This is a genomic window from Oceanimonas baumannii (assembly GCF_002245495.1).
GTDB lineage: Bacteria > Pseudomonadota > Gammaproteobacteria > Enterobacterales > Aeromonadaceae > Oceanimonas > Oceanimonas baumannii.
The window spans coordinates 66,988-79,582 of sequence record NZ_NQJF01000007.1; the positions used below are offsets into that span (position 1 = coordinate 66,988).

Consider the following 12,595-nt stretch of genomic DNA (forward strand, 5'->3'; position numbering starts at 1 on the left):
CGGTCGGGCTGAAACATCTCGTTACGGAGAGCAAGCTCGCCCCATGGGGGCTACGCTGCGTATCGGCGTAGCGCAACCACGCTGCTGCTTCGCATTACGCCGGGCCAGACGTTCTTGTTCCACAAGAACAGTACCTTATTGACTAATTATGTACTGACCGACAAAAACAAAAAAGCCCGGTTTCCCGGGCTTTTTTACTTCAAGTTTTCAGTTTACACGGAGTAGTACAGGTCAAACTCCAGCGGGTGAACCGCCATGTTGATGACCTCGGTTTCCTTGCGCTTATACTTGATGTAGGCATCAATGAACTCGTCGGAGAACACACCGCCACGGGTCAGGAATTCGCGGTCTTTGTCCAGATTATCCAGGGCATCGTCCAGCGAGGTGGCCACGGTCGGGATCTCGGCGGCCTCTTCGGCCGGCAGGTCGTACAGATCCTTGTCCATGGCATCGCCCGGGTGGATCTTGTTCTGAATACCGTCCAGGCCGGCCATCAGCAGTGCGGCAAAGCACAGGTAGGGGTTGGCGGCCGGATCCGGGAAGCGGGTCTCGATGCGACGGGCTTTGGGTGAACCTACCAGCGGGATCCGGATGGAGGCTGAGCGGTTACGGGCAGAATAGGCCAGCATGACCGGGGCTTCAAATCCGGGCACCAGACGACGGTAAGAGTTGGTCGCCGGGTTGGTGATGGCGTTCAGGGCACGGGCGTGCTTGATGATACCGCCGATGTAGTACAGTGCCATTTCAGACAGGCCGCCGTACAGGTCGCCGGAGAACAGGTTTTCACCGTTCTTGCCCAGAGACTGGTGCACGTGCATACCGGAGCCGTTGTCGCCTACCAGCGGCTTGGGCATAAAGGTCGCGGTCTTGTTAAAGGCGTGGGCCACGTTGTGTACCACGTACTTGTAGATTTGGATCTCGTCGGCCTTTTTGGTCAGGGTGTTGAATTTGCAGGCAATCTCGTTCTGACCGGCGGTGGCCACTTCGTGGTGGTGAGCTTCTACCACCAGGCCCATCTCTTCCATTACCAGACACATGGCGGAACGGATGTCGTGAGAAGAGTCGATAGGAGCTACCGGGAAGTAGCCGCCCTTCACGCCCGGACGGTGACCCTTGTTGCCTTCTTCATAGTCGCGGCCAGAGTTCCATTTGGCTTCCTGGTCATCAATTTTGAAGAAGCTGCCAGACATGTCGGTCTGGAAGCGTACGTCGTCGAACATGAAGAATTCCGGCTCGGGACCGATCAGTACGGTATCGGCGATGCCGGTGGACACCAGGTATTCCTCGGCGCGGCGGGCGATGGAGCGCGGATCCCGGTCGTAGCCTTGCATGGTGGCAGGTTCCAGCACATCGCAACGGATGTTGAGGGTAGCGTCTTCGGTGAACGGATCCATCACAGCGGTGGACGGATCGGGCATCAGCACCATGTCGGATTCGTGAATGGTCTTCCATGCAGTCATGGATGAACCGTCAAACATTTTGCCTTCTTCAAAGAAGTCATCGTTTACCTGGCCTACTGGCAGGCTGATGTGCTGCTCCTTACCCTTGATATCGGTAAAGCGCATATCGATGAATTTGACATCGTGTTCCTTGATCATGTCCATTACGGTTTCAATTGACATGGGTTTCGACCTCCAAAAATTAACATCCAGGGTCTGATGAACAAATTCATCAGTTGCCATCTACTAAGCTAAAACTGTGCCATCTTTGTAAAGCTTTGTTATTTAAGAGCTTTGTGCTGTGATACTGCATGGCACGCGAATCGTCATGCACCAGTTTAGTGCATGCGCGGATCTTTTTAGTGCGCCATCATTGATGTGCGTCATTCTGGTGCATACCGGACCAGCCCGTGTTATCGATGCATAATATCATTCATAGATGACGGTAAGGATCTTTTCGGGTCCGTTTTAATCTCATTCAAGCGCACGTCATTATGTGGAGCTACCCTCATATTCAGCCTGACGTTACGGGCGCCAGCTGTACCGGCCATCGTCGGCATGAAAAAACAAGAAAATAATATGTTGGGGCGGCTAAAGCATGTACAATTTGCAGCCCCTTTTATTCGGGTCCGCTGCAATTGTTGGCGCCGGACATCCTCTGAGAGCGGTCGCACCGCCTGTGCCTGCCTCAAAAATATGCGAGCGAAAGAAATTAATGTCATCTGAAATCAGTAACTTGAGAAACATTGCCATTATCGCGCACGTTGACCACGGTAAGACTACCCTGGTTGACAAGCTGCTGCAGCAGTCCGGCACTCTGGAAAGCCGCGGTGAAGCCGAAGAGCGGGTTATGGATTCAAACGATATCGAGCGCGAGCGCGGTATTACCATCCTGGCCAAGAACACTGCCATTCGCTGGACCTCTCCCGAGGGACAGGAATACCGCATTAACATCGTGGACACTCCCGGGCACGCCGACTTTGGCGGCGAAGTAGAGCGGGTTATGTCCATGGTTGACTCGGTACTGCTGCTGGTGGATGCTCAGGAAGGTCCCATGCCACAGACCCGCTTTGTGACCCAGAAGGCATTTGCTCAGGGCCTGAAGCCTATCGTGATCATCAACAAGGTGGACAAACCCGGTGCCCGCCCTGACTGGGTAATGGATCAGGTGTTTGACCTGTTCGACAACCTGGGTGCCACCGACGACCAGCTCGACTTCCAGGTAGTGTACGCCTCCGGCCTGAACGGCTGGGCCTCTCTCGACGCCGATGAGCCGGCCGAAGATATGACTGCCCTGTTCCAGACCATCATCGACCAGGTACCGACCCCCGATGCAGATCCGGAAGGCACCCTGCAGATGCAGATCTCCCAGCTCGACTACTCCTCCTACGTGGGTGTTATCGGTGTGGGCCGCATCAAGCGCGGTACCGTCAAGGTGAACCAGCAGGTCACCGTGATCGGCGCCGACGGCAAGACCCGCAACGGCAAGGTCGGCCAGGTTATGGGTTACCTGGGCCTGCAGCGTCACGACGTGACCGAAGCCAGCGCCGGCGACATCGTGGCCATTACCGGCCTGGGCGAGCTGAAGATCTCCGACACCGTGTGTGCCGCCGGTGCCGTTGAAGCGCTGCCGCCGCTGTCCGTGGACGAGCCCACTGTGACCATGACCTTCCAGGTCAACACTTCCCCCTTCGCCGGCAAGGACGGCAAGTTTGTGACCTCGCGTAACATTCTCGAGCGTCTGACCCAGGAGCTGGTGCACAACGTGGCTCTGCGGGTGGAAGAAACCGGTGACCCCGACAAGTTCCGCGTATCCGGCCGGGGTGAACTGCACCTGGGCATCCTGATCGAGAACATGCGTCGCGAAGGCTTCGAACTGGCGGTTTCCCGCCCTGAGGTAATCCTGCGCGAAGAGAATGGCGAGCTGCAAGAGCCTTTCGAAACCCTGACCGTGGACGTGGAAGAAGACAGCCAGGGCTCCGTGATGGAGAAGCTGGGTGAGCGCAAGGCCGAGATGACCAACATGGTACCGGACGGCAAGGGTCGCGTGCGCATCGACTTCATGGTGCCGGCTCGGGGCCTGATCGGCTTCCAGACCGAGTTCATGACCCTGACCTCCGGCTCCGGTTTGATGTACCACACCTTTGACCACTACGGTCCGCACAAGGGTGGCAACATCGGCCAGCGCAACAACGGCGTGCTGATCTCCAACGCCACCGGCAAGGCCCTGGCCTACGCCCTGTTCAACCTGCAGGAGCGCGGCCGCCTGTTCATCGAACACGCCACCGAAGTGTACGAAGGCATGGTGATCGGTATTCACAACCGCTCCAACGACCTGACCGTAAACTGCCTCAAGGGCAAGCAGCTGACCAACATTCGTGCCGCCGGCACCGATGAGGCGCTGACCCTGGTGCCGCCGATCAAAATGAGCCTGGAGCGCGCACTCGAGTTCATCGATGACGATGAGCTGGTGGAAGTGACCCCGAACAACATTCGTATTCGCAAGAAACTGCTGACCGAAAACGATCGCAAGCGTGCCAGCCGCGCCTGATCGCATTCGTGAACAACACTAAAGGGCGCTTCGGCGTCCTTTTTTGTGCCCGCCTTCAAGTCCTTCTCTTATTCAAATTATTTGAATCTCAGAACCAGTAAAGGTTGCTTTGATTTGTGGTAAAAGACATTAGACTTGCGATTAATTATCATGCACAGTTGAGAATGCCTCTTTTATAAGGGGTTATAAGAGGGTCAAGCTATGCAGAAATATTCAATTACAATGCGCCTTTTACACTGGATGACGGCCCTGCTGGTGTTCGGTCTGTTCGGTGTTGGATTATGGATGCGTAATCTGGGCTATTACGATCCGCTTTATCAGGTACTGCCTTACTGGCATAAAAGTGTCGGTTTTCTGCTTGCCGGACTTATTCTGCTGCGCTTGCTGAATCGCTGGTTCACCGCTTCACCAACGCCGCTTGCCAGCCATCGGGCCTGGGAGCAGCGCCTGGCCCATCTGATGCACTGGATGCTTTATTTGCTGCTGTTCGGACTGTTTATCAGCGGATATCTGGTGGCTACTTCCGATAACAGACCAGCATCCTTTTTTGACTGGTTCGATATTCCTGCCTTATTTACTGCTTTTGAAAACCAGGAAGATGTGGCTGGCCTGATTCATGAAGTGTGTGCCTGGTCGCTGATTGGCCTGGCGGGTCTGCACGCACTGGCTGCATTCAAGCATCACTGGCTTGATCGGGACCAGACCTTGCGGCGTATGCTGTAAAACTATTCTGAACCAAGGAGAAAAACATGAAAAAAACAGTTATTGCTACCGCCTTGCTGGCTGTTTCTGCTTCACCGGTCTTTGCCGCCGCCGAGAATTACTCCATTGATACCCCGGGCATGCATGCCTCGGTCAACTTTAAAATTAATCATCTGGGATACAGCTGGATTGTGGGTCGTTTTAATGATTTCAGCGGTAACTTTGTTTTTGATGAGGACAACGCAGCCAATAACAGCGTGGACATCACGGTGAAAACCGCCAGCATCGATACTAACCATGGTGAGCGTGACCGTCATATTCGCAGTGATGACTTTCTGGATGTCAGCAAGTTTCCGGAAGCGACCTTCAAAAGTACCAGTGTGACCAAAGACGATGATGAGGGTGAATATGTGGTGAAGGGTGATCTTACCCTGCACGGTGTGACCAAGCCGGTAGAGTTTGAAATTGAGCAGGTGGGCGCCGGTGACGATCCCTGGGGTGGTTTTCGTCGTGGCTTTGAAGGGGAGATGGAAGTAAAGCTGGCCGACTTCGGGATTGATTATGACCTTGGACCGGCTGCCGCGACGGTTTATCTGGAAGTACATCTGGAAGGCGTACGCAAGTAATTAAATAACAGGCATTCTGTGATCGCCGCTCAGCCGAAAGGCCGGGCGGTTTTTCATTTGGGGCTCAAATTTGTCACAATAAACATTCACTTGCCGTAAACAGGATGCATCATGACCCAGGTTGTCGCCCGAATTGGGCATCGCTTACGTTTTATGCGTGCTCATGGAGTGGACTTCACTCTGTTTGTGCTGAAGCGTATGCAGCAGGACCGGCTGAAAATTACCGCCGGTTATCTTACTTATATCAGCCTGCTGTCGCTGGTGCCCATGCTGGCGGTGGTGTTTGCCATGATGTCGGCTTTCCCCATGTTTGCCGAGCTGCGTGAAACCATTCAGAACTTTGTGTTCAGTAACTTTGTGCCGGCGGCTGGTGATGTGGTGCAAAAGAACATTCAGGGCTTTATCGATAACGCATCCAAAACCACCGCCATTGGGGTGGCGGCACTGGCAGTGACCGCCATGCTGCTGATTTCGGCCATTGACGAGAATTTCAATCACATCTGGCGAGTCAGCCAGAAACGGCGCTGGTCGGTGGCTTTTTCCACGTACTGGATGATACTGACGCTGGGGCCTATTCTGGCGGGAGCCAGCCTGGCAGTGACGTCTTATATTACGTCCATGCAGTTATTCCAGGGGGACAGTTTTTTTGGTGTGGGCGCCTGGTTGCTGGGTATGCTGCCATTTTTGCTTTCTACACTGATGTTTGTGGTGTTCTACATGGTGGTACCCAATAAACGGGTACGTTTCAGCCATGCGATTGTGGGCGGGCTGGTAGCGGCGGTGCTGTTTGAAATTGCCAAGCGCGCCTTTGCCTTTTATATCACTCAGTTCCCGTCTTACCAGGCTATTTATGGTGCTTTGGCGACCATTCCCATTTTGTTTGTATGGGTATACTTCAGTTGGATGATTGCCCTGTTTGGTGCTGAACTGACCGCCAGTCTGGGAGATTATGAGCACAGCCGCGGACTAAGCTTTGAAGATGATAACGACAATGAGGGCCCAGACTGATGCGCACTCTTTATCCCGCCATCGCGAGCAATGCCGGGCAGTGGCTGCAGGTATCTGACCTGCATCAGCTGTATGTAGAAGAAAGTGGAAATCCACTGGGTATTCCGGTGGTAGTGGTACACGGCGGCCCGGGTGCCGGGGTCAGCCCTGAACACCGGCGTTTTTTTGACCCTGAGTGCTATCGCATTATTTTGTTTGATCAGCGCGGTACCGGTCAGTCCAGGCCCCATGCCGAGCTTGCTGACAACAATACCCAGGCGCTGATTGCCGATATGGAGCAAATTCGTATCACCTTGGGTATTGAGCGCTGGCTTGTCTTCGGGGGTTCCTGGGGTTCGACCTTGGGGCTGTGTTATGCCATTGAGCACCCTGAGAGTGTGCTGGGCCTGGTGTTGCGAGGATTATTTCTGGGGCGGCAGCAGGATCTGCACTGGTTGTATCAGCCTGAAGGCGGTGCCGCTCAGCTGTTCCCCGATTATTACCGGGACTTTCTGGTGCCCCTTGAAGGGAATACCGATGACTTGCTGAATCGTTATTATCGGCTGCTGACCAGCGACAACGAGCTGGCTCGTCTTAATGCCGCCCGGGCCTGGGCCATCTGGGAAGGGCGTATTTCCACGTTATTGCCCCGTAACGATGCCGACAGTTATTATGGTGAAGCTCACAGTGCACTGGCGCTGTCCCGCCTGGAATGCCACTACTTTGTAAATGACTGCTTTTTAAAAGAAAACCACATTGTTGAGGGTATAGAACGGGTACGCTCGCTGCCTGCTATTCTGGTACATGGCCGCTATGATGCTATTTGTAAACCCGCCGCTGCCGCCACTCTGGCGTCCTGCTGGCCTGAGCTCCGCTTGCAAATTGTGCCCGGTGCCGGGCATTCGGCCTTTGAACCGGGTATCATTGATGCCCTGATCAAAGCCACCGATCACATGGCAAAGGAGCTGGCTGTACAATGATAGCCCTGATACAAAGAGTGAGTGAGGCCAGTGTCACCATCGCTGGCGAACGGGTGGGGGCCATTGGCCCCGGTTTGCTGGTGTTGCTGGGCGTGGAGCGCGACGATGACAAGAGCAAAGCCGACAAGCTGCTGTCCAAAGTGCTTGGCTATCGCGTGTTCCCCGATGAGAATGGTAAAATGAACCTCAATGTTCGCCAGGCTGGTGGCAGTCTGCTGGTGGTGTCTCAGTTCACGTTGGCCGCCGACACCAACAGTGGTCTTCGACCCAGCTTTTCCCGTGGTGCGGCACCGGCAGATGCCGAATACTGGTACGATTATTTTCTGATGGCGGCCAGGGATCAGGGCGTACCGGTGGAATCGGGCCGTTTTGCTGCCGACATGCAGGTTGGCCTGATCAACGACGGCCCGGTGACCTTTTGGCTGCAGGCGTAAGCCTGCAATTCTTCAGGGCCTGTGTCCGCCCGGCATTCCTCTATTCACTGAAACCATAACAGGAGCAGACCATGTATCGTGTGGTCACCCCGCAAACGGAAGCGGAACTGGAAGCCTATTATCAGCTGCGCTGGCAATTGTTGCGCAAACCCTGGCAGCAGCCCAAGGGCTCGGAAAGAGACGAGTTTGACGAATATGCCCATCACCGCATGATGGTGGACGACGCCGGAAAACTGATCGCGGTGGGTCGTTTGTATGTTAGCGGTGATGAAGCCCAGATCCGCTTTATGTCGGTTATCCCCGAGTGCCGGGACCGTGGTCTTGGTTCACGCATGGTGCTGGCACTGGAGCAGGTTGCCCGGCAACAGGGGGTACATCGTCTGGTGATGAACGCGCGGGAGGAAGCGGTGGCTTTCTATACTCACTGCGGCTTTACCGTGGTAGGGGAAGGTCCGATCAGCTTTGGCAAAATCCCACACCGGCAGATGATCAAGGCGCTGACTCCTATTCATCAGATCAGCCACCGGCCTGAATTGTGCGACGAACTGCAGCGGCATTGGCACCGGCGCATTCCCATCAGTGAAAAGATGGGGGTGAAAATTATTCAGTACACGGGCAGCAAGCTCAGAACCCAGGCCAATCTCACCGCCAACCTCAACCTGCACGAATCCATGTTTGCCGGCAGTATCTACAGTCAGTGTGTGCTGACCGGCTGGGGGCTGATCTGGCTGCAGATGCAGGAATATGGTCTGAGTGGCGATATTGTGCAGAGCAGCGGTGACATCAAGTATCTGACCCCGGTGTGGGACGAACCGGTCGCGGAAGTGTCGGGCCGGCTGCGTGACCAGCTGCAGCCTCTGGCCCGGGGCGAGCGGGTCAAGGTGGAGCTTAGTGTGACCCTCTACAGCGGGAGTAACCGTGCCGCCCTGTTTACCGGCCGCTATGTGATCCTGACTCACTGATTGTGGACATAAAGCGGATATAAAAAAGAAGGGCGGCAGCCCTTCTTTTTTTGTTTGATGGCGTGGGACAGGACGCCAGCCCGATCAGTGCTCGCTCAGTGCCGATTTTACGTGCTTGTGCTCGCCCTTGACCTGGTCGACGATATGCTCAGCCAACAACTGGGAGGCATCGTATACCGGAATATCCGACACCAGCTTGTCGGCAATCACCGACAGCTCGGTGCAGGCCAGGATCAGGCACTCGGCTCCCTGGGTCTTCAGTGCCGTGGCCGCCGTGTTGTAGCGGGTCAGGGAGTCGAAGTTATAGTTCTTGGCCTTGACCTCTCGGATCAGGGCCATGACGTCATGCTGCAGGTCTGCCTCCGGAAACAGCACCCGCACGCCTTTCTGGGCAAACTTTTCATGGTACAGCCGGGTCATTTCCACCGCGGTCGATGCCAGCAGGCCTACCTTCTTGATGTTGGGGTGGCGTTCCAGTACCTGGCGCACCGTCACATCCAGAATGTTTATCACCGGAATGCGCACCGCCTCGGCCACCTCGGCATGGTACATGTGGGCGGTGTTGCAGGGGATCACCAGGAAATCCACACCCGCTCGTTCCAGCCCTCGCGCCATCTCCGCCATAAAGGGGCCCGGGCTTTCACCAGTGCCCTCAATCAGTGCCTTGATACGGGACGGTACCTTTGGGTTGTTGTCGACCAGCATATGAATGTGGTCAGCATCATCCGCCGCTGGGGTCAGGGCAATCACGCGGTGCATCAGATCAACGGTGGCTTCCGGTCCCATACCGCCAATCACGCCTACAGATTTTTCTTTTTCCATGTTTTTTTCCATTCAACAATCGGTTAAGCAGCTACGACCGCATCAGTAGCCAAACAGGTTGGGCAGCCACAGGGTCAGATCCGGGAAGAAGGCCAGCAGCATGACCACCAGGATTTCCACCAGCACAAAGGGCAGGGCCTTGACCGAAATTTCCTCAATGGACACTTTGGCAATACTGGAGCCGATAAACATATTTTCACCCAGGGGCGGCGTGGAGAAGCCGATTTCACAGCAGCACACCAGCACCACACCAAAATGAATGGGATCGACGCCCAGGCTGACCATTACCGGCAGCAATACCGGGGTGACGATCATGATGGTGGCCAGGGTCTCCAGAAACATGCCGACAAAGATCAGGAAGGCAATGACGATCACCCAGATCAGCGGTAGGCTGTTGGTCATGTCCAGCAGACCGGCGGCAATCATGCCCGGAATGTCGTTCTCCACCAGAATACGGCCAAAAGCGGTGGCGGTGAACATGATGATCAGCACGCGGCCGGTGAGCCAGGTAGTGGAGTTCAGGGACTCCTTGAAACCATCCAGTTTCAGCTCCTTGTGAATGAAGATACCCACAAACAGGGTGTAGAACACCGACACCACTGCTGCCTCGGTGGGGGTAAACAGCCCTGAGTAGATACCGCCCAGGATGACCACCGGTGCCAGTATGGCCCAGATGCCTTCACGGCAGGCCTTGCGCAGTTCACCGGGCTGACGCTCGGGGCTACCGGTATAGCCTTTTTTCTTGCTGATGGTGTAGTTGGCGATCATCAGGCCACCGGCCAGCATGATGCCCGGCAGTATGCCGGCCAGAAACAGCTTGGTGATGGATTCGCTGGCGGTCACGCCGTAAATCACCATGGGAATGGACGGCGGGATCACCACACCCAGCCCACCGGAGGAGGCAGTCAGTGCCGCCGAGTAGCTGCGGCTGTAACCCCGATCCACCATGGCGGGGATCATCAGCATGCCCACGGCGGCGGTGGTGGCCGGGCCGGAGCCGGAGATGGCGCCAAAGAACATGCTGGCCAGAATGGCGGAAAATCCCAGACCACCCGCCATGGGGCCGGCCATCAGCTCGGCAATATGTACCAACCGGCGGGAAATGCCGGCGCTTTGCATCAGGGCGCCCGACAGAATAAAGGCGGGCAGGGCCATGATGGGAAAGGAGTCCACGGCGTTCCAGGCGGTTTGCACCAGGGACACGAAATCGTCTCCTGCCGCCAGATACACGCTCAGGGCCGATGCACCCAGGGCCACGACGATGGGGGCACCGATCAGCAGCAGAAAGAAAAACATGCCAAACAAGATAATGGGAGCTGTCATTTTTTAATCCTCTCACCCCGCTCAAGCCAGGGTGTTTCTGCCTTTTGTGGTCTTGCCGGACTGGTTGCCGGATGACTCGTTTTTGTTCGGCCTGGTGACCGAATCCGCTTTCTGCTCGATCTCTTCCAGCTTGGGCTCATCCACATCGTCAAAGGTGGTGCCGGTCAGCTTCAGGTAGTTGACCTGAATGATGCGAATGGTGGTCAGGGTGAACGAAATGGGAAAGATCATGTAGAGATAGGCCATGGACCAGTCCAGCGCCGGCGAGTAGAAGGTAAACTCCATCATCGACTCGATCACTTCGATGCTCTTCAGGGTCATCAGGGTGTTGAAGGCAATCCAGAATAGATCCCCCACCAGCTCGACCCCTTTTCGCAGCCCGGGCGGCATCATTCGAAGGTGAAAGGTGACCCGGTTGTGGGCCGACAGCCGGGCGGCATAGGAGGCCCCCAGGAACACGAACCAGACAAAGGAAAACCGGGACAGCTCTTCACTCCAGGGTATTCCGTAGTTGAATACCACGCGCAGGATCACCTGTGCAAACAGCAGCACTACGAACAGGCAGAGCAGAAGCTGACATAGGTAATTTTCCAGCTTGTCCAACTGCAGAATCAGCTTACGCATCGCAAGACTCCAACAAAGAAGGCGGGGCAGGTGACTCTGCCAGCCGCCCTTTTGTGTATTTGTGGGTCCGGTATCAGACCCGTCTGCTTACATTCAACAACAGCGTTACTTCAGCTGTTCCAGTACGGCGTCGAAGTTTTCCTTGCCACCGATGGTGTCGTAGAACTCGGGCCAGACCTTTTCCTTGGCCAGCTGGATCCACTGGTCTTCGTCTGCCAGGGTTGAGACTTCCATGCCATTGTCGATCATATTCTGCTTGGCCTTGTCGGCTTCGGAGATCTGGAAGATCAGGGCGTGTTGCTGGGCTTCCAGGCCGGCGCGGGTCAGCACGCTTTTATCTTCGTCGCTGAGCTTGTCAAAGGTGCGCTTGCCGATCAGCAGCGGCTGCAGCGAGTACTGGTGGTGCACCTCGGTAACGTAGTCCTGTACCTCGTAGAACTTCATGGTGTTGTTTACGATGTAGGGGTTATCCTGGCCATCCACCACCTGCTGTTGCAGGGCGGTAAAGGTTTCGGTCCAGGCCATGGCGATGGGGTTGGCGCCCCAGGCCTTCCAGGTGGCCAGCATGATGGGGTTTTGCGGTACCCGTATCTTCAGGCCCTGCACGTCTTCCAGGCTTTTGACCGGACGCTTGGAGTTGGTCAGGTGGCGGAAGTTGGAGTAGGTCCACCCCAGAATGTTAACGCCGACCTGCTTCTGCGCCAGCTGGTTCCAGTGATCCCCCAGCTGACCGGTGGTGATTTTTACCGCGTCGGCGGAGTTTTTGATCACGTAGGGCATGGTCAGAATGCCCAGCTCCTTGGAGAAGGGGGTGACGTTGCCGATGCCGACCAGGGCCAGGTCGAGGGAGCCAAGGCGGGCGTTCTGTACCATTTCGGTTTCCGAGCCGATGGCGCCGTTGGGGTACAGGGTGATCTTGATATCGCCGTTGGAGTAATACTCCACCAGATCCTTGAAGCGGCTGGCGTAGGCGCCCTGATCCGAGTCGATGGGGTCACCCATGCCCAGGCGCATGGTCTTGGCGCTGGCCAGCATGGGCATGGCGGTGGCCGCGCAGGCCAGGGACAGGGTCAGGTACTTGGCAACTTTCTTCATGGAGAACATATTCTTTACCTCACTGTAGGTTTCGGGTTTGACTTCCATGC

Annotated in this window: 12 protein-coding genes; 7 read left to right on the forward strand and 5 right to left on the reverse strand. The window is 55.8% G+C overall.

What is annotated here, in order from left to right; genetic code table 11:
* Nucleotides 1-212: 212 nt before the first annotated feature.
* Entirely contained in the window at nucleotides 213-1,622 is a 1,410-nt protein-coding gene (glnA, locus tag B6S09_RS09385) for a glutamate--ammonia ligase (RefSeq protein ID WP_094278244.1), read from the reverse strand.
* 532 nt (nucleotides 1,623-2,154) lie between these two features.
* On the opposite strand from glnA, the gene typA reads away from it, so the two are divergent.
* The 7 genes from typA to B6S09_RS09420 all read left to right on the forward strand — a co-directional run bounded on the left by typA (nucleotide 2,155) and on the right by B6S09_RS09420 (nucleotide 8,681).
* On the forward strand, nucleotides 2,155-3,990 hold the full coding sequence (gene typA / locus B6S09_RS09390; RefSeq protein WP_094278245.1) for a translational GTPase TypA: 1,836 nt from the start codon (nucleotides 2,155-2,157) through the stop codon (nucleotides 3,988-3,990).
* 222 nt (nucleotides 3,991-4,212) lie between these two features.
* The gene (locus B6S09_RS09395; RefSeq protein ID WP_094278246.1) at nucleotides 4,213-4,713 is read left to right on the forward strand and encodes a cytochrome b; all 501 of its coding nucleotides are present in this window, start codon (nucleotides 4,213-4,215) and stop codon (nucleotides 4,711-4,713) included.
* 26 nt (nucleotides 4,714-4,739) lie between these two features.
* Nucleotides 4,740-5,318 carry a YceI family protein gene (locus B6S09_RS09400; protein WP_094278247.1) on the forward strand — a complete coding sequence of 193 codons (579 nt, stop codon included), beginning with the start codon at nucleotides 4,740-4,742 and terminating at the stop codon, nucleotides 5,316-5,318.
* A 108-nt stretch (nucleotides 5,319-5,426) separates the two neighbouring features.
* The gene (locus B6S09_RS09405; protein WP_416240416.1) at nucleotides 5,427-6,326 is read left to right on the forward strand and encodes a virulence factor BrkB family protein; all 900 of its coding nucleotides are present in this window, start codon (nucleotides 5,427-5,429) and stop codon (nucleotides 6,324-6,326) included.
* Entirely contained in the window at nucleotides 6,326-7,285 is a 960-nt protein-coding gene (gene pip, locus B6S09_RS09410; RefSeq protein ID WP_094278249.1) for a prolyl aminopeptidase, read from the forward strand. Before B6S09_RS09405 ends, pip begins: the two co-directional genes overlap by 1 nt.
* Nucleotides 7,282-7,719: a D-aminoacyl-tRNA deacylase gene (gene dtd / locus B6S09_RS09415; RefSeq protein ID WP_094278250.1), complete on the forward strand. Its 438-nt coding sequence runs from the start codon at nucleotides 7,282-7,284 to the stop codon at nucleotides 7,717-7,719. The genes pip and dtd overlap by 4 nt, the downstream gene beginning before the upstream one ends.
* A 71-nt stretch (nucleotides 7,720-7,790) precedes the next feature.
* A complete protein-coding gene (locus B6S09_RS09420; protein ID WP_094278251.1) occupies nucleotides 7,791-8,681 on the forward strand; it encodes a bifunctional GNAT family N-acetyltransferase/hotdog fold thioesterase in 891 nt (296 codons plus the stop codon).
* Between the two features lie 84 nt (nucleotides 8,682-8,765).
* Here B6S09_RS09420 and cuyB read toward each other — a convergent pair whose 3' ends face one another.
* The 4 genes from cuyB to B6S09_RS09440 form a co-directional block, all read right to left on the reverse strand.
* Nucleotides 8,766-9,503: a cysteate racemase gene (gene cuyB, locus B6S09_RS09425; protein ID WP_094278252.1), complete on the reverse strand. Its 738-nt coding sequence runs from the start codon at nucleotides 9,501-9,503 to the stop codon at nucleotides 8,766-8,768.
* Between the two features lie 42 nt (nucleotides 9,504-9,545).
* On the reverse strand, nucleotides 9,546-10,826 hold the full coding sequence (locus tag B6S09_RS09430) for a TRAP transporter large permease (RefSeq protein ID WP_094278253.1): 1,281 nt from the start codon (nucleotides 10,824-10,826) through the stop codon (nucleotides 9,546-9,548).
* A 21-nt stretch (nucleotides 10,827-10,847) separates the two neighbouring features.
* The gene (locus B6S09_RS09435; protein WP_094278254.1) at nucleotides 10,848-11,450 is read right to left on the reverse strand and encodes a TRAP transporter small permease; all 603 of its coding nucleotides are present in this window, start codon (nucleotides 11,448-11,450) and stop codon (nucleotides 10,848-10,850) included.
* A 105-nt stretch (nucleotides 11,451-11,555) separates the two neighbouring features.
* A complete protein-coding gene (locus B6S09_RS09440) occupies nucleotides 11,556-12,593 on the reverse strand; it encodes a TRAP transporter substrate-binding protein (protein WP_208321720.1) in 1,038 nt (345 codons plus the stop codon).
* Nucleotides 12,594-12,595: the final 2 nt, after the last annotated feature.